Here is a 22,025-nt window from a genome sequence, read left to right as displayed (position 1 = left end):
CGCTCGGCCGCTTTACCCGATTCCCGGTTTCCAAATCCTAATTTCATGGAGGTGAATCCCTCGCAAGAGGGAATTTATTGGACGGATCAATTGCGTTAAACTTGTTTTTGGTGGCCGTATTTATCGGCCTGACCGCCTTTTTCGTCGGTGCTGAATTTGCCATATTGAAAGTGCGCATGTCGAGGCTCGACCAACTGGTCGCGGACGGCAACAAGAAAGCGGTCATGGCGAAGAAAGTCGCCCAGGACCTCGACTATTACCTGTCCGCCTGCCAGCTCGGCATTACGATTACCGCTCTCGTGCTCGGCGCGCTCGGGGAACCGACCGTCGAGAAGATGCTGCATCCGGTCTTCGATCATTTCGAAGTTCCGGCCGCAGCCGCGACTGTGCTGTCGTATACGATCGCGCTTGCGCTCGTGACGTTCCTGCACGTCGTGCTCGGGGAACTCGCGCCCAAGACGCTGGCGATCCAGTTCGCCGAGAAGATGACGCTCATGCTCGCTCCGTGGCTGTACCGCTTCGGACGCATGACCGCTCCTTTTATCCGCCTGCTTAACGGTTCCGCGACGCTGCTGCTTCGGTTGTTCGGCGTCAAGCCGGCCGGCCACGAATCGGTGCACTCGGAAGAAGAACTGAAATGGCTCGTCGAACAAAGTTACGAGAGCGGCGAGATCAACAAAACGGAACAGCAGTACCTCAACAACATTTTCGCTTTCGACGACCGTACGCTGCGCGAAATCATGATTCCTTCGGACAAGATCGTCAAGATCGCGAAGGAAGTGCCGCAGAGCGAACTGATCGAGAAATTGAGCGAACACGAATATACCCGTTATCCGGTCACGAACGGCAACCCGGACGTGTTTATCGGCTTCCTGCACAGCAAGGAAGTGCTGACCGCTATCGCGGCGGGACGGGACGGCCGGATCGAAGGCTTTATCCACAAGCTGCCGCAGTTCACGGAGACCGCCACGCTGCGCGAAGTCATGCTCAGCATGCAGGCGAACCGCGTGCATATGGCGTCCGTGTCGGACGCGGGCGGCCGCACGATCGGCCTCGTGACGATGGAAGACATTCTGGAAGAGATCGTCGGCGATATTCGCGACGAAGCGGACGGCGTGCGTCTGCCGCTCGCTCCGCTGTAACCGGCCTACAGGACCGCCGGTTCGACGATTCGGCGGCTTCCGGCCGGCCGTGCAGCAGATTCATCCAGCAAGCCCCGGCTGCCGCTTTGCGGCAGAACGGGGCTTTTTGCACGTCCGAACGCTGTCTTTTCCCGACAAATCTCGTTTTTCCGCCGATTTTTGTTCCGCTTGACCGTGAATGTGGGTAATAAAGCTATTGAGGTTCATCGGCTTTGTTGTTGCGAACGTCACGCTTCCGGCAAGTTTGACTTTAGCCCTCCGGAAGCCCTATGATTTTTACAGGACTTTATAAATGGGTAACTACCGGTTCAAGCATTCCATCCCCCGAGGAGGTCAATCTTTATGATCGCAAAGGACACGATTGCAAAAGAATGGAATTCCGAAGAAGTGACGCAGATGCTCGAAGAGCATCGCGCTTTCTACGATACCGACCGTACGCGCAGCTACAAATTCCGGATTCGCCGGCTGGAGAAACTCAAAGCCGCTATCCAGCGGTACGAGCCCGCGCTGATCGAAGCGCTGCACGCGGATCTCGGCAAGCCCGCGTTCGAAGCCTACACGACGGAAATCGGCTTCGTGCTGAACAGCATTTCCGAGATCAGCAAAGAGCTGTATCGCTGGTCCAAGCCGCAGCGCGTCGCGACGCCGATCACGCTCGCCGGCGCCAGCAGCTTCGTCATCAACGAACCCTACGGCACCGTGCTGATCATCGGACCGTTCAACTATCCGTTCCAGCTCGTCATGGAACCGCTCGTCGGCGCGATCGCGGCCGGCAACTGCGCGGTCATCAAGATGTCCGACAGCACGCCTAACGTCTCGCTCGTCGTGAAGCAGCTGCTCGCCGACGTGTTCGAAGACCATTACGTCCGCGTCATCGACGGCGGCAAAGACACGGTCAACGCGCTGATCAACTCGCCGTTCGACTATATCTTCTTCACGGGCAGCACGGAAGTCGGCCGTATCGTCGCCCAGGCGGCGGCCAAGCAGCTCATTCCGGTCACGCTGGAACTGGGCGGCAAAAGCCCGGCTATCGTTGACAAGCAGGCCGATCTGCGCATGGCAGCCAAGCGCATCGTCTGGGGCAAGCTCGTCAATGCCGGCCAGACGTGCATCGCGCCGGATTACGTGCTCGTGCACGAGAGCAAGAAGATCCAGCTGCTGATTGCGCTCAAGAACGCGATTCGCGAGTTCCTCGGCGAAGACATGGCGAGCAGCCCGGACTTCGGCCGTATCATCAATCATCGCCACTTCGACCGTCTAACCGACATCCTGGAAAAAGACAAAGACAAGATCGTCTTCGGCGGCAGCGGCGACCGGGATACGAAGTTTATCGAACCGACGCTGCTGGATATCGATTCGTGGGATGCGGCCAGCATGCAGGAAGAACTGTTCGGACCGCTTCTGCCCGTGCTGACGTATACGGACCTGAACGACGCGATTCGCCAGGTCAACGCGCATCCGCGTCCGCTCTCGCTGTACCTGTTCACGACCGACGAGGAAGTGCAGGACCGCGTACTCGAAAAAGTACCGTTCGGCGGCGGCTGCATCAACGATACGCTGCTGCATGTATCGAACCCGCATCTGCCGTTCGGCGGAACCGGGGCATCGGGCACGGGCTCGTATCACGGCCTGCACAGCCTGCGCACGTTCTCGCACCAGAAGAGTATCCTGAAGCGCCCTTCGGCCGAAAGCGGCACGACGCTGTTCTTCCCGCCTTACGGCGAAGAGCAAATGCAGCTGGCCAAAAAAATGCTCAAATAATTCGAACCGTTGACGGATCGAATCTCCGCTTCAACCGAACGGTTCCTCTCGATCCGAACGGTTCGTCATAACCGAACCGTTCCTGCCCCGGAAATCCCCGCGGCAGGAACGGTTTTTTTGCGCTGCAACCTTTCCCGGCGGCTGCGCGTCTGAGGCAGTAAGAAAGATTATCGCAGCGGATGTTATCCAAGCCGGTCTCCTAAGCGCCGTCCGCCACCTTGAGGAGGAACAGAAAATGAACAAAAAAAGCATGACTTCCGTATTGGCCGTCTCCGTGCTCTCCCTGTCGCTTGGCGGTCAGCTGTTTGCCGCAGGCGCCGGCTTCGGCGACCTGAACGGCGTGAGCGGACAAGCGAAGATCGACGCGCTCAAAACCGAAGGATTGGTCAAAGGCGTAAGCACGGCTTCCTTCCAGCCCAAGTCGGTGCTCAACTACGCCCAGGGCATCCAGTTTATCGCCGGCGGTCTGCAGCTCAGCCTCGCGGCGATCTCGTTCGAAGCCGGCAAAGTGCCGACGGCGCACGATCTGTTCCCGGCCGTCGCGGACGACGCCTGGTACGCGGAAGCGTTCGTCAACGCCCACTTCAACGGCGTGAAGCTGCCGGAATCCGTCGATCCCGCCGCGCCGATGACGAAGGAGACGTATATCCATTACTTGATGCAGGCCGTCGAGACGTCCGGCAACCTGCCGCTGATCAACATCAAGCCGCAGCCGATCGGCGACGAAGACCAGCTGACCCCGGAATACCAGGGTTCGATCCAGCGTGCGCTCTCGCGCGGCATTCTCAAATTGAACGCCGACGGCACCCTGAATCCCAAAGCCAAAATCACCCGCGCCGAAGCCGCCGTGCTGCTGTATGACACGATCGATTTTTTGAAAAATACATCAAAAACCCCGGCCTCCGCCCCGGACATGCCGGCCAATCCGGAACCGCCGGCCAAGTAAGTCGGCTGCCTGCTTGAGCAAGGCGGCTGCCCCGAATACCTGACCTCGAACAAAGCGCCGAGCAGCGTTCACGCCCTGCCCGATCTATCGTTATTTCCCCGCATTTCTACCCTGCATGCACAAGAAACCCGGCTCTCCTTGAAGGAGAACCGGGTTTCTTGGCGACTTCGCCGCTAACGGCTCTTTTTGACCCTGTCATCGGCTTGCGACGATTCCGATCCGATACCGCTTACAGTTCGCCCACTTCTTCGAGCGCTTCTTTTAACTGGGCGTCGAGCCGCTCCCGGAACGCGTTCCAGCCGGCCTCGTCCGCGCCGAGCGCTTCGGGACCGTAGTCGTCGGCAATCCGGATACGCACATGGCGGTCATTGACTTCGCCGAGACGCTTCTGTACGCTTTTGAAATGTTCGGCGTCTTCCGCCTGCTTGTCGCCGAGCGCAAACGCCGCCGCTTCCGCCGTATACCGGCAGCGCTTGGCCGCAATCCGTACCTGATGCAGCGCATCCAGCGCTTCGTCGCTGTACACACCCGCGCGATCCGCTGTCACCTGGTACACATGCCGCCGTTTGCGGTAATCGTCTTTCAGTTCGCGCACACCGCCCATAACGTCCGCGCGCGCGGCCAGTTCCGGCAGGTCTTCTTTTAGAAACATCTTCCACTGGCGATCCAGCTTCCCGTTCACGATCTTCGGCAGTTTGGCGCTGAGCTTTTTGCGTTGGCTGCGCCGTTCTTCTTTTTCCAGCTTGGCCATCCGTTTGAACAGTCTGGACTCGTCGCCTCGCCCGGCTTCCTTCGCTTCCTGCCGCAGCTGCTTGAACTCGCCGATCAGCACGTCCGCGTCCCGCACGCGGCCGAAGCGCTTCTGCGCTTTTTTGATCGGGCGGTACAGCCCGCTCTCGTCGTCGGGGTCAAGCACCGGCAGCAGCGTCAGCAGCTTGCGCGCGCTCACCCTCGCCTGATGCACGTCTTCGACGTCGTAATCTTTGAGCGCGGCCCGGCTGCGTTTGCGGAATTCCGTGTACAGTTCGTCCAGCGCGTCCCGCCACTGTTCGATCAGCTCCGGCGTATCCTCCTGCATCGTCAATACGTATGATTCCCGTTCATTGCTCATCTGCTTCGCACTCCTTCTCGGTAGATTCCCTCTGCCTGCTTCGATGCTGTCTATCCGTATCATTACCCGAAACAAAGCCCCCCGTCTGCCGGGAGGCTTTGTTTTTGACGAATATTTTCACACCGGGGCGCGGCAGAAAAGGATAGCCCGCCGAACCGGTTTATTTTTCGCGAATGACGATCTTGCCGACGGCGTGGTGACTTTCGCTTTTGGTATGCGCGTCACGGACGCCTTCTTCGCTCAACCAGTAGGTCGAATCGATGACCGGCTTCAATTTGCCCTGCTTGATCAGCTCGGCCAGCTTCTCCAGCTGTTCGCCTTTGGGTTCCATCATGAAATGGGCCGTATGGATGCCGAGGTCTTTCGCCAGATTTTCGTCCGGCTTTTCGAGGATCGAGACGAGATAGCCGCCCGGTTTGAGCACTTTGAAGCTTTTGTGCTGAATATCTCCGCCCATCGTGTCGAGCACCATATCGTAATCCGAGAGCACTTCGGAGAAGTCCTCCTGCGTATAGTCGATGACATGGTCCACGCCGAGCGACTTCAGCAGTTCGGCGTTTTTGCCGCTTGCGGTCGAAGCCACTTCCGCGCCCAGCGCTTTGGCGATCTGGATCGCAAGCGTGCCGACGCCGCCGGCGCCCGCATGGATCAGCACTTTGTCGCCCGCCTTCACTTTGCCGTGATCGACCAGTGCCTGCCAGGCCGTGAGGCCGGCCAACGGAATCGACGCCGCTTCTTCATAGCTCAGATTGTCCGGCTTTTTCACGACGACGTCCGCGTCTACCGCGACGTACTGCGCATAGGTGCCGAACACGCGCGGCCGGGCAAATACCGCATCGCGCGGCTTGAAGCGGCTGACGTTGTCTCCGACTTCCTTGACGATGCCCGCGACGTCTCCGCCGAGTACGAGCGGGAATGGACCGGCTGCCGCGCCCATCGCGCCTTCCCTGATTTTGGTGTCGACCGGGTTCACCGACGTCGCATACAGTTTGATCAGGATCTGGTTCGCATCGATCTTCGGTTCGGGTACGTTCCGTTCTTGCAGTTTGTCGGGTCCACCAAACTCGTCAATTACGATTGCTTTCAAATTTCATCCTCACCTTTCTGTAACAGGGTTGCCTTGCTTCCCATGCTATTACCCCTGCTGCCTTGCCCAGACCCTTTTTGTATGAAAAAACCCTCCTTCCGATACGGAAGAAGGGTTCGAACGGGCTTGTTTCAGCGCTGTCAAGTCGCAAACGACGGTCCCGGGAACCGGGTCATAAGCCGGGTCGGTGACTTCAAAAAGAAACCTTTCGTCCCGCTACGCGTCCCTGCGGCGTTCCAAAACGCGAATATCGTACGGCGCCAGCTCAAGCTGCGTACCGACCGGTTCGCCGCCGTCCAGATCGCTGTAAGAACGGCTGTCGAGCGGGAACGACACGGCGTCCGGCGTGTAGTTCTGCACGAATACGAAGTCGCTCTCGCCGTCGGTCCGCAGATGCGCCGACGTGCCCGGCGGCAGCGGCACGTCCAGCGTGCGGAAAATGCCCGAGCGGCGGACGAGCGCCGTATAGAAATCGTCGTGGAACGTCCCGCCGGTGCGGGCCGCCATATAATACGCTTCGCCTTCGCCGAGACGGTTGACGGTCAGCGCCGGACGTCCCGCGTAGAAGTCGGATGTGTACTCCGCCAGGCTCTCCGCGCTTTCCAGATGGATCAGGTCGCACAGTTCGGAAATTTCATAATCCCCGGACAGTCCGAGCTCGCCGCTGCCGTTCAGGCGAAGACGGTTCCGGTCGCGGTCGTGCAGCCCTTCCAGTTCTTCGGACCAGATGCCGAGCACCTTGCGCAGCGGACCCGGGAATCCGCCGAGGAAGCACAGATCCGTCTCGTTCACGATGCCGGACCAGTAGGTCACGACGAGCGTGCCGCCCTGTTCGACAAACCGTTCCAGACGCTCGCCCACGCCTTCGCGCACCATGTACAGCATCGGGGCGACGATCAATTTGTACTTGGCAAAATCGGCATCCATGCTGATCACGTCCGTCGGCACGCCAAGCTTCCACAGCGCTTCGTGGTGGCTCTGCACGGTCTGCTCGTACTTGACGCCCATATTGCGCGGTCCCTGCGAATCATTAACCGCCCAGCGGTTCTCCCAGTCGAAGATAATCGCCGTTTCGGCCGGCACCGACGTGCCGACGATCCGGTCCATGCCTTCAAGCGCCGACCCGACATCCGTCACGTCGCGGAACACGCGGGTATGTTCATGCCCGGCGTGATCGACGACCGCCCCGTGCAGCTTCTCGCTCGACCCGCGGCTTTTGCGCCATTGGAAATACTGCACGCTGTCCGAGCCGTGCGCGACGGCCTGCAGCGACGAGAGCCGATGCACGCCCGGACGCTTCAGCTTGCTGACGTCCTGCCAGTTGGTGAGGCTCGGCGTGCTCTCCATGAGCAGGAACGGACGGCCGCCCTTGATCGAGCGGACGATATCGTGCATCATGGCGATCTTCGCCGCCTGCTTCGATTCCGTATCGGCGTCATGCCACGTCGGATAACTGTCCCACGACAGGAAATCGAGCGCATCCGCGAACTGCCAGTAGTCCAGCCCTTCGTAAAATTCCATAAAATTGGTCGTCACCGGCAGCTTGGGATTGATCTCCCGCAGCGGCACCGTTTCGTGCTTGACGAAATCGACGGTGCGCTTGGTGACGAACCGGCGCCAATCGAGGTTCATCGCATGCACCTGCTTCTCCCCGTGCGGAGCCGGCGATTCGACCTGCGACCAGTCTGTCACGCTGTGGCTCCAGAACGTCGTCCACCAGGCGTGGTTCAGCTCGTCGAGCGTGCCGTACTTCTCCTGAACGAACTTGCGGAACTCGGCCTGGCACAGCTCGCAGTGGCAGTCGCCGCCGAATTCGTTCGAAATATGCCAGCCGATAACCGCGGGATGTTCCGAATACCGTTCGGCCAGCTTGCGGTTGATGATCGACGTCTTCTCGCGGTACACGGGCGAGGTCGGACAGTGGTTATGCCGGAACCCGAACAGGTTGCGTACACGGTTCTCTTCGGTGCGCAGCACCTCGGGGTACTTCTGCGCCATCCAGGCCGGCCGCGCCGCGCTCGGCGTCGCCAGCAGCGCGTAGATGCCGTTCGCCGCGAAGCGGTCCAGCACCTGATCGAGCCAGTCGAACGTGAACACCCCTTCTTCCGGTTCCAGCATCGCCCACGAGAAAATGCCGACGGACATGACGTTGCATTTGGCCAGCTTCATCAGGCGGATATCTTCTTCCAGCACTTCCGGGTAGCGGAGCCACTGCTCCGGGTTGTAGTCGGCTCCGTGCAGCATGTGAGGGACTTTGTCGCTCACGGGCGGGTAAACGTAGGTCACTTGGAGTCACTCTCCTTCACTTGGATAAAAAATTTCTGGATAACGGCTGAAAAGCTTCAGCTCTCGGCGGTGGAGGTAGCGGCGGTTGGGCTTCGCTGCGGAGAGCAATGGAGATAGGTAAAGGCTGTTTCATCCATCTTACGCTATTCTTGCTGGATATGGAGAGCAACGAATCGAACCGATTTTCGGGAAAAATAGGTGCCTGGTTAGAATTGTTGACTTTTGGTGCACACTTCAAAGTTTTGAGCGAGCTTTTTGCGGAAAAGTTGACGTAAAGGCAACATTTTGTACGTTTGCCTGCCAATAAGGCTGGAATCGAGCGAAAATGCTGACTTAAAGTCAACATTCGGCGAAAAAAGTCCTCCATCGTCCGAGAATATTGACTTTTGGTGCACATTTCACGACCAGCGAGGCGGACAAAACCCTTCGCCCCGCAGCGCGCCAACGTGCACATGCATCGCATACGCATACGCCCCGTCTTTTCCAACCCAATCTGACGAACCCGTCAAAAGACACAAGCCGGATTCAGCCTTTTACCGAGCCGACCGTCATGCCTTTGACGAAATACTTTTGCAGGAACGGATACACGATCAGGATCGGCGCGCTGCCGATAAAGATCTGCGCCGCTTTGACGGTCGTCTGCGAGATCAGTTCCATCTCTTTCGGATTCACGCTCATGGAACTCATGTCCTGCTGGATGATGACCGTCTGCAGGAACGTGGCGAGCGGGAAATCTTTGGCGTTGTTGAGATACAGCAGGCCGTCGAACCACGAGTTCCAGTGGAACACCATGCTGAACAGCGCGACGGTCGCGATCGAAGGCAGCGAGATCGGCAGGAAAATGCGGAACAGCGTGCGGAAATGGCCGGCTCCGTCGATCAGCGCCGCTTCTTCGAGTTCTTTTGGAATGCCGCGGAAAAAGTTCAGCATCAAGATGACGAGGAACGTGTTCACCGCACCCGGCAGGACGAGCACCCAGAACGAGTTGATCAGGCCGAGTTTTTGGATCACGATATAAAAAGGAACCAGGCCGCCGCTGAAGATCATGCTGAACACGAAGATCCACGAGTAGACGTTGCGGCCCCGGAACACGCTGTTTTCTTTGGACAGGGCGTAGGAGGCGAGGAACGTAATAAGCAGCGTGATCGCCGTGCCGATAACCGTGCGCATGACCGACACCCAGAGCGAATGCAGGAACAGCGGGTTGGCGGCCGTTTTTTTGTACGCTTCGAGCGAAAAGCCGACCGGCCAAAGTCCGACCAGATTGGCGTCGGCCGCCGCTTTGGTGCTGAACGAGACGGCCAGTACGTGCACGAGCGGGATGATGCACAAGACGGCGAGAAATACGAGAAAGCACGTATTGAAAATGCTGAAGACGCGGTAACCTGTCGTTTTATGATACATGGGATTCCCTCTTTCCCCGGAAGCGGGCCGCGCGGCTGCGCGGCGTCCGGATTAGAAAATGCGATACCCGGCCCATTTGTAAGCGAGACGGTACGAGATCAGGATCAGGACCATGCTGATGATCGACTTGAACAATCCGACCGCGGTGCCGAAGCCCATTTCCCCGTTGAGGATGGCGGTCCGGTAGACGAACGTGTCGATGATGTCGCCTTTTTCGTACACGAGCGGGTTGTACAGGTTGAAGATCTGATCGAAGCCGGCGTTCAGCACGTTGCCGAGCGCAAGCGTGCCGACGACCATCAGGATCGGAATGAGCGAAGGAATCGTAATATGCAGCGTCTGCTTCAGGCGGGTCGCGCCGTCGATCTCGGCCGCTTCGTACTGCGACGGATCGATGCCGGCAAGTGCCGCGAGGAAGATGATCGTGCTGTAGCCGAACTCTTTCCAGATGTCCGAGACGATGACCGTGAAGCGGAACCAATCATTGTCGCCGAGAAAAAAGTAAGGACCGAGACCGAAAAAGCCGAGCGCCCGGTTGACCAGGCCGCCGGTGGCGAGCAGGTCGATCAGTATGCCGCCGAGGATAACCCACGACAGAAAGTGGGGCAGGTACACCAGTGTCTGAATGCCCCGCTGAAGCGCCGTTTTGCGTACTTCGTTCAACAAAATCGCGAACAGGAACGGAACGATCAGGTTGAAGACCAATTTCAAGATGGCGATAAACAGTGTATTCCAGATCACCTGCACGCTGTCTTCGCGCTCGAACAGGTAGTGGAAGTTGTCCAGTCCGACCCAGTCCGAGCCGCCGATGCCGAGCCAGGGCTTGTAATCCTGGAATGCCATGACGATACCGCCCATCGGGATGTAACTGAAAATAATAAGGAAGATCATCGCCGGCAGGAGCATGACGTGAAACGGCCAGGTTTTTTTTAATGTTTTCAAACGATTCTCCTCCTTCGACTGAAAAAGGGCATGGGAAAGCAAAGGCCGCAGGGCTATCCCCCTGCCGCCTTCAATTTCCGCGTATGCCGCGCACCGGCGAGAAGCCGATTCCGGCCCGCTTCCCTGTTCGGGGGCTGCGGACCGGACCCGGATTCGGGCGGTTTACTGTTTGACTTCGTCGTACCAGGCGTTGACTTCCTGCGTGATCTGGTCGCCGCCGCCCGCTTTCCACGTGCTGACGAACTCGTCGAACGCATCGGCCGTTTTTTTGCCGTAGATGATTTCGTTGAACGTTTGGTTTTCCATTTTGTTGAGATAATCCATTTTGCTTTTCATCGTTTCGGTCGTCGGACCGGTGAACAGGTTTTTGCGCGAAATGTCGTCCTGCTTCAACAGCACCTGCGCCGCTGCCGGCGTCTCCGGACCGTAGTTGACGGCCACGTCTTTCTCAAGCTTGGTCTTCGGCTCGCTGCCTTCGGCCAGACTTTGCAGAGCTTTCATCTGCGCGTCCGGAATCCGGGCGCCGTCGCGAACGAGCAGGTAGCGAACGACGTTGACGTAACCGCCGTCGATCTCTTCGATCGGCAGCTGCTTGCCGTTGGCGTCGAGCTGGTAATCGTAGCCGGCGAACAAGCCGTTATCGTACGGGCTGCCCGGCTCGGGATTCGCGTAGTTGTCGAACAGGTAGTTCTGGTACGTGAAGAAAGCTTCGGGATGCTCCATGCCTTTTTTGATCAGCGTGACGCCGTTCGTGAACTGCGTGCCGTGGCGCATCGCTTGTCCGTCCGGACCGGACGGAATTTCGATTGGCGCCCAGACCGCGCCCGGCGCGTTTTTGACCGTGTCTTTGAGCGGCCAGCCGCTCATCCAGTACGGTCCCGGAATGATGCCCGCTGTGCCGGCAACCGCCGGTTCCGCCGTCTTGTTCTCGTCCCACAGCGCCGCTTCCTGCGGGATATAGCCTTTGGCCAGCCAGTCGCCAAGCTTCTGCAGGCCTTCCTTCATGCCCGGTTCGGTCGAACCGTACACCAGCTTGCCGTCCGCTCCGGCGTTCCACTGCTGAGGCAGCGTGCCGTAAGCGCCGAAGATCCAGGACGGATCGCCCATCCACGTGTTCATCGACGTCTTGAAGCCGATGCTCAGCGGAACGACCTGATCCGGCGACAGTCCGTCCGGGTTTTGGTTTTTGAACGCGTCCATCACTTTTTCCATTTCGTCGATCGTTTTCGGAGCTTTGAGGTTCAGCTTGTCCAGCCAATCCTGGCGAATCCAGAGCAGGTAATCGTGGTTGTAGGCGTAATCGAGTACCGGAATGCCCATTTTCTTGCCGTCGCGCATGTAGGCGTTCCAGACGTTCGGGTCCTGGTTGACCGCTTCTTTCCACGTGTCGGACGCGTATTTGTCGAACAGCGGACCGACTTCTTCGTACATGCCGGAATCGATCAGGTCCTGCGCAATCTGGTTGTCGGCGGTGCCGATCGTCAGCAGGTCGGGCATGTCCTGTCCCGAAGACATCGCCAGGCGCAGCTTCGTGCCGAAAGCGCCGTTCGTATCGGTTACCGACCAGAGCGATTTGATATCGATGCCGAACTGCTCTTTGGCCCATTTGGTCGCCACGCTATTTTCGATCGTTTCGCCGTTTTTGAAAGTCAGTGCCGGATCGACGCCCCAGGCGGTCGTGATCGTAACCGGCGGATCGTATTTCTCTTTGTATACGTTCTCAAGGTTCGGCGCGGCGCCTGCCGCGCTGTCTTCCGCTTTGCCTCCGCCGGAGCATCCCGCCAGCGTCGTGGCCAGCATCGCGCCGGCCGCCAGCAGCGGCAGCCATCTTTTGCCGGATATCGCTTTCATGTTGTTTCCCCCTCGTGTCGTCTGCCTTGCTTCTTTATTATAGGGCGGACGAAGAAAGCGGCCTATGTCGCGTTCGCAACATTCCTGCACCTTTGGAAAGGAATGACGGGTTCGCGGGCGGGCGAGTAAGCGGGCAGGGGGCGGGCGGGAACCCCGCGCCGCGCGTTTTGGATGTCGGACCTCCACAGGACGCCGCCAAGCCCAAACGATGCGCAAACCAAAAAAAGAAGCGGCTCGGCCGCTTCTTTTCTGCTTGTTCAGCTTAATTCCCTGAACTCGTTCGGGGTCATGCCGTACTGCTTCTTGAACATCTTGCTAAAATACTGCGGGTTCTGATACCCCAGCTCGCCGGTAATCTCGTAAATCTTTTTGGACGTATGCTTCAACAGATGCGCGGCGCGCTCCATCCGCATCCGGATAATGTAATCGCCGAGCGCTTCGCCGGTCTCGGCTTTGTAGATCTTGGACAGGTACACCGGATGCAGGTACACCTGGTCGGCAAGCGTCTTGACGGACAGGTCGCCGTCGAGACCGGCGCCGACCAGATGGCGAATCCGGCCGGCCACTTTGCTTCGGCCCTGGCCTTCGCCGCCGCCGTGCGACATCTGCTCGGCCAGGCCGTCCAGCAGGCGCATACCCCAGCTGCGCAGCCGCTGCGGATGCTGCACGAGTCCGCGCGCAAGGACCGGGTCGAAGCCTTCTTCGCCGCCGAGTTCCCCGACGGGCTGGCCTTCGCGGTGCGAGATGAACAGGAACGCATTCGTCATCCACAAATAGATCTCGTACATCGGCGGGCCGGCAAGGCCGGCCTGCTCCGCCGCGTCGAAGACGCCGCCCATCTTCGCTTTGGCTTCGTCCCACTGGTGGGACTCCAGCAGATGCAGCAGCGTCGGCGGCGCATACATCGCCTCGGCGATCGCTCCGCGCCCGTCCCCCGCCGGCGATACGGCGGAATGCGACACCGCCTGGCCCGATGCCGCGGCGCGCGCATCGGTATAGACGGTGCGCCCGCCCGTGCCCGCGGCGTAGAGCGAACCGAGCGTCCGCCGATAAGCGGCGGTCGGCGCTCCTCCGCCGAGTTCGAACACGGTCGAGACCGCGAGCGAGATCTCGCCCTTCAGATACAGGCGGATATGTTCCCGCAGCGTATCGAGCCGGCGATCGAGGCCGCCGGCCGTCTGTTCGAGCGCGAGCCCGCCGCCGGCTTCGCTGGGCTGCAGCAGCAGCACGAGGCAGCCGTGCGGGCCGCTGCCGTACCAGAGCGGCTGGCCGCGCAGCACTTCGCCGGCGATATTGCCGGCCGCAAAGTCCATCAGCTCCAGCGAAGCCGCGTCCATCGACGCGAAGCGGCCTTCCAGCCGCGCGAGCAGCATAAGCGTCGGCGCTCCGGCTTGCAGCGGCAGTTCGTACGCGCGCAGCTGCTCGTCGAGCGCCCGGCCGCCCAGTTCGCGGCCGAGCAGCAGTTCCTGCAGCAGGTTCTCGCGCAGCACTTTGTAATCCGATTTGCGGCTGTACAGCAGCCGGTGCACTTTGTCGAATTCGTCCCATTCTTCCCGCAGCGAATCAATCGCTTCGGACACGGCGGCGACGAACTCCGCGTCGTCCACCGGCTTGAGCACGTAGTCGCTCGCCCGCAGCTGCAGCGCTTTTTTGGCATAGGAGAAGTCGCTGTGGCCCGTGAGCAGAATGCAGCGCACCCCCGCGAACCGCCGCCCGATCTCCTCGATCAGCTGCAGCCCGTCCATGCCCGGCATGCGGATGTCCGTCACGACCAGATCGATCGCTTCCTCTTCCATGATCGCCAACGCTTCCGCACCGGAAGCGGCGCGGCGTACCGTGCTCACCCCGATCTCTTCCCACGGAATCGTCAGTTCCAGACTTTCCGTCACATACGTCTCGTCGTCTACAAGCAGCACTTCGATCATTCCGTCGTCCCCTCTCTTTCGCTTAGCCGGATCGCCGCCGCAGCGTGTCCGCTTCGTCCGTTTTGCCGAGCGTGTGCTCGTTCCAGACCAGACTGACGCTCAGCCCTCCGATCGGCGACCGTTCCGTCCGGACGCCGGCTTCCCGGCCGCCGCGCAGCTGCAGCCGCTGATTGACGTTCCATAAGCCGCAGCCCGTCTCTTCGCCCATCGGTTCGATCAGGCGCCGTTCCAACTGCTCCCGTTCGCCGGCTTCAAGTCCGCCGCCGTTGTCTTCGACGCGCAGAATCACGTCTCCGTCTTCGTTCAGCTCGCCCGTAATCCGGATCAGCCCGGCTTCCGCATGCGGCTCGATACCGTGAATGACCGCATTTTCGACGAGCGGCTGGAGCATGAGCGGCGGCACGTACAGATCGAGCAGCGTCTCCGGCAGGTCGATGACGTAATCCAGCCGGTTCATGCGCATCTTCTGGATCTCCAGATAATGCCGCACGAACTCCGCTTCTTCGCGCAGCGGGACCAATTCCCGTTCCTGCCGGGTCGTATAGCGGTAATACCGCGACAGGCTGTGCGACATCGCCACGACCGCATCCATCCGGCCAAGCTTCGCCATGCTCGTCACGAACGACAGGCAGTTATAGAAGAAATGCGGATTGATCTGCGATTGCAGCTGCTTGAGCCGTGCTTCCTTGACGTGCAGCTGCTCCAGATAGACGTGCTCGAACAGGTTCTGGATCTGGTCGACCATCTGGTTGAAGCGCTCCGACAGGAAGCTGAACTCGTTGCGTCCTTTGGGATTGATCCGGACCGAATAATCTTCCTGCTGCAGGCTCTGGAAGCCCCGGATCAGCTGGCGAATCGGGATCTGCACCTGCACGTAGAGCAGATACGCCGCGACCGAACCCATCACGAGCAGCATCAGGATCGACGAGTAGAACAGCAGATTCGATTTGCGGATCGGCTCCAGCATGTCGGCCATCGGCATATAGTCGATCAGGTACCAGCCCGTCTCCTTGGACAGCACGATGCTGACCATATACGGCTCGCCGTCGATCCGCACCGTGAGATTGTCGCTTTCGGGCAGCGGCGATACGTTCAGCTTCTGCATCATCCGGCCGGTCAGATCGCGATCCGACGTCCGGTTGTAGATCGTTCCCATATCGCCCCGGTAATAAAAAGGATCGTGGCGGCCGTCGGTCTTGAACTTGTCGAGCATATTCTGGATATTGCGGCTGTCGAATTCGAGTTCCACGATCGTTTCCGCTTCGAGAGCCGGATCGTCGATCCCGTAAGGGGCGACCGTAAACCACGAGAAGCGGAAAATATCTTCGCTGCCGTCTGTCGCCCGGTTCACCTGCCAGCCCGGCTTGATCTGCGCCTGCAGGGCGGTCGGATCGTAGGCGCGGGCATCGTTCTCGGACACTACGCGGCGCAGGGAAGGCGAATACAGATGCAGCCGGCTTTTCCAGTTCGACGAACTTTCCTGGATGCTCAGCTTGTTCTGAATCCGCTTGACCAGATTGATCTCGTCCAGATTAAAATAACCGCCGTTCGTATACAGCTTGCGGAAGCTCTCGATGTCCGGATCGTGAATAAGCAGATTCGGCCAGGAAGCGAGCATCTCGATATTGGTATTGACCTGACTCTGGAAAAAGGCCAGCTGATTCCGGTTCGATTCGCCGAGTTCCTGCCTCAGCACGTCTGTCGTCGTCTTGTTGGAGTAACCGTAGAGCAGCGCGACCGGAATCCACATCAAGGTCAGAATAAGCATCATTTTCGCAAAAAGATTGGCGCGGGGCATCGGAGTCTCCTCCCTCTCGGTGAACGGCCTGCGCGCGGCGCAGGCGGTTAATGGTCAAGCCAACTCATTGTAAGCGGTGACACCGAAGTCGGCAAGAGCACTATGGCAACATTTCGGCTGTTTTGGCAGCGAAAAAAGGAGCCGTTCGCTTGAACGGCTCCCCTGCCCTGCGTAAGCGGCTTCTATTTACGGGCCGAGCCCCGACGAATCAGGGCGCAGACCTATAGGTACAGATCAAATCTTGAACTTGGCAATCAGTTCGTTCAGTTCCAGCGCCATCTGGTTCAGCTCTTCCGACGAAGCGGATACGCTGCCCAGCGATTCGCGCTGCAGCTGCGAAGCCTGTGTCACTTCCATCGAGCTGCCGGCCGATTCTTTGGCAATGCCGGCAAGTTCCGCGACCGATGCGGACACTTCTTCCGAACTGGCGGACATCTGCTCCGTCACGGCCGACATGTCTTCCGTCTGCGTCGAGACGCCGCCGATCGCCGCTTCGATCCGGCTGAACGCTTCGCCCGTGCGCTGCGACAGCTCGATGCCGGTCTGCACTTCGTGCAGACCTTCTTCCATCAGCACGACCGCTTCGTCGGTCTCTTTGATCATCAGGCCGAGGATACCGGAGATTTGGCCGGCCGACGTCGCCGATTGGTCCGCCAGCTTGCGCACTTCTTCCGCCACGACAGCGAAGCCGCGGCCGTGCTCGCCGGCTCTCGCCGCTTCGATCGCGGCGTTCAGCGCCAGCAGGTTCGTCTGCGAAGCGATGCCCGAGATCAGTCCGGCGATGCCTTCGATCTCGCGCGAACGCTCCTGCAGCTGGCGAATCCGGGCCGCAGAGCGGCCGACGGAAGCGCTGATCGCCGACATCTGCTCGCCGACGCGAACGATCGATTCGCCGCCGGTTCCGGCTTCCGTTTTCATATCGGAAGCCGCGTCGGACACCTGGTAAGCGGTCTGGGCGATTTCCTGAATCGCGCGAGACATTTCTTCCATGACTCGCGATGTTTCTTCGGCCGAGCTTTCCTGCGTCCGGGCGCCGAGGCTCATCCGTTCCGCACTCTCCAGCACGCCGCCCTGAATGCGCATATTTTGTTCGACTTCGCTTTTGAGCGCGGAAGACGACTTTGCGGCCTGCTGCGCGCGGCTCTGCACGCCGGCAATGATCGTCTTGAGTTCGCCCGCCATTTCGGAGAACTTGCGGTTCAGATCGCCGAAATCGTCTTTGCGATCGGTATGCAGCTGCACGTTCAGATCGCCGGCGTTCATCTGGCCGATCGCTCCGAACAATTCGCGGATCGGCTTCATCATGCGGCGCATGGCGAAGAACTGGATTGCGAGGACGACGAGGAAGCAGAGCGCCAGCGCCAGCAGCGACGTGCGCAAAATGTCACCTGTGTTGGCGGTAACGCTCGCTGCATTGATGTCCAGTCCCATGACGGCGATAACTTTGCCGGCATCGTCCGTGATCGGCTGCACTACAGTTACCCAGTTGCCATAGATGTCCGTGAAAATGCCGGTGCTGGCCGGCTTTTTGTCGTTGATGGCGGTCTCCATGGCCGCCTGGAATTCGGCCGGGTTGTCGTACCGCGTCCCCTGCACCATGTCCGCGTCGATCAGACTGTTCGGCAGAGCGATAATGCTCTCGGATCCGTTCTCCAGATCGGCGCCGTAGACGTAGACCTGCGCGATGTTGGAATTGAGTTCCGACACTTGATCGAGCAGCGGAGTCAGCTTTTGGCCTGCTGCGTTATCCGGTCCCGGATTCACGATCGCCTGGGCGACCAATTCCGTGCCAAGCTGCGCTTTGATGTAATTCGCAACGCCGACATACTGGTCGCGAAGATTGTCGAGTGCCATGTTTTGCTGCAATTTTACGGTAATTCCTGTCAGCATCCCGCCGACCAACAACGTTCCCAGCGCAATCATCAGCATGTTTTTCGCAAAAAACGTAAGCCTGAATGTCTTTTTCATCTGTTTTCCCCCGTCTTTTCCGTTCCTGTGCGGATACAAGTGCTCACGTTAGTTTTTTCGACAAAAAAATGGATTTTTGAATAGTGAACAAGCAAATCGTATAAAAAAATAAAAAAAGCCGGAGGATTGGCTGCGATCCTTCGACTTGCAATCTGAAAAGTTCGGACTTCATATGAAAGTAAAGATCAAATCTTGAACTTGGCAATCAGTTCGTTCAGTTCCAGCGCCATCTGGTTCAGCTCTTCCGACGAAGCGGATACGCTGCCCAGCGATTCGCGCTGCAGCTGCGAAGCTTCCGTCACTTGCATTGAGCTGCCGGCCGATTCTTTGGCAATGCCAGCAAGCTCCGCCACCGATGCGGACACTTCTTCCGAACTGGCGGACATTTGCTCCGTCACGGCCGACATGTCTTCCGTCTGCGTCGAGACGCCGCCGATCGCCGCTTCGATCCGGCTGAATGCTTCGCCCGTGCGCTGCGACAGCTCGATGCCGGTCTGCACTTCGTGCAGCCCTTCTTCCATCAGCACGACCGCTTCGTCGGTCTCCTTGATCATCAGGCCGAGAATGCCGGAGATTTGGCCGGCCGACGTCGCCGATTGGTCCGCCAGCTTGCGCACTTCTTCCGCCACGACGGCGAAGCCGCGGCCGTGCTCGCCGGCTCTCGCCGCTTCGATCGCGGCGTTCAGCGCCAGCAGATTCGTCTGCGAAGCGATGCCCGAGATCAGTCCGGCGATGCCTTCGATCTCGCGCGAACGCTCCTGCAGCTGGCGAATCCGGGCCGCGGAGCGGCCGACGGAAGCGCTGATCGCCGACATCTGCTCACCCACGCGAACAATCGATTCGCCGCCCGTTCCGACTTCCGTTTTCATGCCGGAAGCCGCGTCAGACACCTGGTAAGCGGTCTGGGCGATTTCCTGAATGGCGCGCGACATTTCTTCCATCACTCTTGCCGTTTCTTCCGCCGAACTTTCCTGAGTGCGAGCGCCAAGGCTCATCCGTTCCGCGCTTTCCAGCACGCCGCCCTGGATACGCATATTCTGTTCGACTTCGTTCTTGAGCGCGGAAGACGAATTCGCCGCCTGCTGCGCGCGGCTCTGCACGCCGGCGATGATCGTCTTGAGTTCGCCCGCCATTTCGGAGAACTTGCGGTTCAGATCGCCGAAGTCGTCTTTGCGATCGGTGCGCAGCTGCACATTCAGATCGCCGCCGTTCATCTGGCTAATAGCTCCGAACAGCTCCCGCACCGGCTGCATCAGGCGCTTCATGACGAAGAACTGGGCCACCAATACGACCAGCGCGCACAAGATCATGACCAGCAGCGAAGTCCACAAGATTTTGGACGTGTTTTGGGCAATATCGGCCGCGCTGATATCCAGTCCCAATACCGCCACGACTTGACCCGAGCTGTCGACTACCGGTTGAAGCATACTGACCCAGCTGCCGTAGGCATCCGTATAGATGTCGGTACTGAACGGTGCCTTTTGATCCACGACATACTGCATGGCAGCGTTCATTTCTTCCGGATTTTCGTAGACCGAACCCGGCACCATGCCGTCCGCAATCAACGGAGCCGGTGCGCCTACGATCTCCTGGGCTCCGTTTTCGATTTTGGCGCTGAATATATAAGCTTGGGCTACATTCGAATTCAGGTCCGACACTTCGTTGAGCCGCTGCGTCATGCGTGTATTGGATGCCTCGCTGGCACCGCCCGGATCGGCCGCAATCTCGACAATCAAATCCGTACCGACCTGCTCCCTGACGTAGGCGGCGACCCCGATATACTGCTTACGCAGGCTGTCGAGCGCCATGTTCTTCTGCAGCATAACCGTGATTCCGGTCAGCAGCCCTCCGGCTACCAAAATGCCGCACGCGATCATGATCATATTTTTCGCAAAAAAATTAAGTCTGAACTGCTTCATCTGCTCTCCCCCGTTCTTTGCGCTTTTATTATTACAAGTTTGTGTAAACGTTACCTCTTACTTTTCGACAAAATACTCCTATTTGTGAATAGGCATTTATATAATAAAAAAAGCCGAAAGATCGGCTTCGATCTTTCGGCTTTTATTAATTTATGATTTATGATTTATGATTTTATTGTGTACGATCGCCTGACGTCTCCAACCACCCACAGCGGCGCATCAGCTTTCTTTTTCGATCAGCACGTTCAGGAACTGCGCGGCGCGCTCGCTGGACGGGTTGCGGAGCACCTGATCCGGACGTCCCTGTTCGAGCACGATGCCGTCGTCCATCAGCACGACCGTGTCGGCGGCTTCGGCGGCAAACTTCATCTCGTGCGTCACGACGACCATCGTCATGCCTTCCGCAGCGAGCTGCTTCATGACTTTCAGCACTTCGCCGACGAGTTCGGGATCGAGCGCGGAAGTCGGTTCGTCGAACAGCATCACCTGCGGATCGGTCGCGAGCGCCCGGGCAATGCCGACGCGCTGCTGCTGCCCGCCCGACAGCTGGTGCGGATAAGAATCTTCCTTGCCGCTCAGGCCGACTTTGGCCAGCAGCTCGGCGGAACGTTTGCGCGCTGCCGCCTTGTCTTTCTTTTGGACAATAATCTGCGCTTCCATGACGTTCTCGATCGCCGTCTTGTGCGGGAACAGATTGTACGACTGGAACACCATGCCGGTGCTTTGGCGCAGCTTGAGTATCTCCGCCTTGCCCGGTTTGCGCCCGGTGCCGAATTCGAGGACCGAATCGCCCAGCTTCAACGAACCGGCGCTCGGCATCTCCAGCAGGTTCAGGCAGCGCAGCAGCGTCGTCTTGCCGGAGCCGGACGGGCCGATAATGACGAGCACCTTGCCTTTTTCCAGCGACAGGTCTACGCCCTTAAGCACGTCGAGCGTTCCGAACGATTTATGCAAATTGCGAATTTCAAGCATGGATTTGTCTCCTCTCCGATCGAATTAGCGGGCCGAGAAACGGGCCAGCCGCTTCTCCATCACGTTCTGCAGCGCATTAAGAACCGTACAGAGAATCAGGTACAGTACCGCAACCTCGGAGTATACAAGCAGCGGCTCATACGTGGTGGCCGTGATTTGTTTGGCTACCTGGAACATATCGATCACGGTGATGGTAAAAGCAAGCGACGTGTCCTTGACCAGGCTGACAAAAGAGTTCGACAGCGGCGGCACCGACACGCGGGCGGCCTGCGGCAGGATGATGCGCCGCAGCGCCTGTCCGCGCGTCATGCCGAGCGAAGAAGCCGCTTCCCACTGTCCGTTCGAGATCGACTGGATCGCGGCGCGCACGATCTCGGAGTTGTAGGCGCCCATATTGAGCGTGAAGCCGATGACCGCGGCCGGGAACGGATCGAGTTCGATCCCGATGCTCGGCAGTCCGTAGAAAATGATGAACAGCTGCACGAGCAGCGGCGTTCCCCGGATAATCCATACATAGATGCCGGCAATCTGGCTCAATACCGGGATCTTCCACAGCCGCACCAAAGCGACGACGATCGCCAGCACCAATCCCAGCGCGAACGCGATCAGCGTCAGCGGGATCGTAAACTGCAGGCCGGCTTTGATCATCGGCCACAGCGAGTCGATCAAAATCTGAATTTTACGTTCGTCCATGCTCCGTTATACCCCTCTCCAGGCAAAATCGTTTTGGGAAAAGACGTCTCCTTCGTCATTACACGCAATCGGCGTCTCCGAACAAAAGGAAGGGGGCCGCCTCCGGAATCGCCTGCGCGAATCCGAAGGTAGCCCCGGGCGGTTGAAACCGCGAACGGCTTCTTCCGTATCAGTAATGCGGATCGAAGCCCGCGGCGCCGAGCGCCTTGTCCCGATTCAG

General features: G+C 58.9%; 15 protein-coding genes. 3 read left to right on the top strand and 12 right to left on the bottom strand.

All coding sequences use genetic code 11. The features are described from left to right. Positions 1-77: 77 nt before the first annotated feature. The 3 genes from FTE24_RS10110 (at position 78) to FTE24_RS10100 (ending at position 3,849) form a co-directional block, all read left to right on the top strand. Positions 78-1,142, top strand: coding sequence for a hemolysin family protein (locus FTE24_RS10110; RefSeq protein WP_150233207.1), 1,065 nt, complete (start codon positions 78-80; stop codon positions 1,140-1,142). 342 nt (positions 1,143-1,484) lie between these two features. Further along, entirely contained in the window at positions 1,485-2,903 is a 1,419-nt protein-coding gene (locus FTE24_RS10105) for an aldehyde dehydrogenase (protein WP_150233205.1), read from the top strand. Positions 2,904-3,138: 235 nt separating this feature from the next. Continuing rightward, a complete protein-coding gene (locus FTE24_RS10100; RefSeq protein ID WP_150233203.1) occupies positions 3,139-3,849 on the top strand; it encodes an S-layer homology domain-containing protein in 711 nt (236 codons plus the stop codon). A gap of 229 nt (positions 3,850-4,078) precedes the next feature. On the opposite strand, the gene FTE24_RS10095 is transcribed toward FTE24_RS10100, so the two are convergent. From FTE24_RS10095 to FTE24_RS10040, 12 genes are all read right to left on the bottom strand, one after another. Continuing rightward, positions 4,079-4,960, bottom strand: a complete 882-nt coding sequence (locus FTE24_RS10095; RefSeq protein WP_160441718.1) for a CHAD domain-containing protein — start codon at positions 4,958-4,960, stop codon at positions 4,079-4,081. 160 nt (positions 4,961-5,120) lie between these two features. Then, positions 5,121-6,047 (bottom strand): NADP-dependent oxidoreductase, encoded by a 927-nt coding sequence (locus tag FTE24_RS10090; RefSeq protein WP_150233199.1) that lies wholly within the window; start codon positions 6,045-6,047, stop codon positions 5,121-5,123. Between the two features lie 216 nt (positions 6,048-6,263). Beyond that, a complete protein-coding gene (locus FTE24_RS10085; RefSeq protein WP_202111829.1) occupies positions 6,264-8,291 on the bottom strand; it encodes a beta-galactosidase in 2,028 nt (675 codons plus the stop codon). 567 nt (positions 8,292-8,858) lie between these two features. Then, positions 8,859-9,737 (bottom strand): carbohydrate ABC transporter permease, encoded by an 879-nt coding sequence (locus FTE24_RS10080; RefSeq protein WP_141446663.1) that lies wholly within the window; start codon positions 9,735-9,737, stop codon positions 8,859-8,861. Between the two features lie 51 nt (positions 9,738-9,788). Then, the gene (locus tag FTE24_RS10075) at positions 9,789-10,679 is read right to left on the bottom strand and encodes an ABC transporter permease (RefSeq protein WP_150233196.1); all 891 of its coding nucleotides are present in this window, start codon (positions 10,677-10,679) and stop codon (positions 9,789-9,791) included. A gap of 162 nt (positions 10,680-10,841) precedes the next feature. Then, positions 10,842-12,530 (bottom strand): extracellular solute-binding protein, encoded by a 1,689-nt coding sequence (locus tag FTE24_RS10070; protein ID WP_150233195.1) that lies wholly within the window; start codon positions 12,528-12,530, stop codon positions 10,842-10,844. A 257-nt stretch (positions 12,531-12,787) separates the two neighbouring features. Beyond that, positions 12,788-14,455 carry a response regulator transcription factor gene (locus FTE24_RS10065; protein WP_150233194.1) on the bottom strand — a complete coding sequence of 556 codons (1,668 nt, stop codon included), beginning with the start codon at positions 14,453-14,455 and terminating at the stop codon, positions 12,788-12,790. A gap of 22 nt (positions 14,456-14,477) precedes the next feature. Beyond that, the gene (locus FTE24_RS10060; protein ID WP_150233193.1) at positions 14,478-16,253 is read right to left on the bottom strand and encodes a sensor histidine kinase; all 1,776 of its coding nucleotides are present in this window, start codon (positions 16,251-16,253) and stop codon (positions 14,478-14,480) included. A 234-nt stretch (positions 16,254-16,487) separates the two neighbouring features. Continuing rightward, entirely contained in the window at positions 16,488-18,221 is a 1,734-nt protein-coding gene (locus FTE24_RS10055) for a methyl-accepting chemotaxis protein (protein ID WP_150233192.1), read from the bottom strand. A 185-nt stretch (positions 18,222-18,406) separates the two neighbouring features. Further along, on the bottom strand, positions 18,407-20,140 hold the full coding sequence (locus FTE24_RS10050; protein WP_150233191.1) for a methyl-accepting chemotaxis protein: 1,734 nt from the start codon (positions 20,138-20,140) through the stop codon (positions 18,407-18,409). 219 nt (positions 20,141-20,359) lie between these two features. Next, entirely contained in the window at positions 20,360-21,112 is a 753-nt protein-coding gene (locus FTE24_RS10045) for an amino acid ABC transporter ATP-binding protein (protein ID WP_141446673.1), read from the bottom strand. A gap of 24 nt (positions 21,113-21,136) precedes the next feature. Continuing rightward, positions 21,137-21,805, bottom strand: a complete 669-nt coding sequence (locus FTE24_RS10040; RefSeq protein WP_150233190.1) for an amino acid ABC transporter permease — start codon at positions 21,803-21,805, stop codon at positions 21,137-21,139. Positions 21,806-22,025: the final 220 nt, after the last annotated feature.

Source organism: Saccharibacillus sp. WB 17 (assembly GCF_008634075.2).
GTDB lineage: Bacteria > Bacillota > Bacilli > Paenibacillales > Paenibacillaceae > Saccharibacillus > Saccharibacillus brassicae.
Note: the sequence above shows the minus strand (reverse complement) of the source record. Positions and strands in the feature narration are given on the sequence as shown.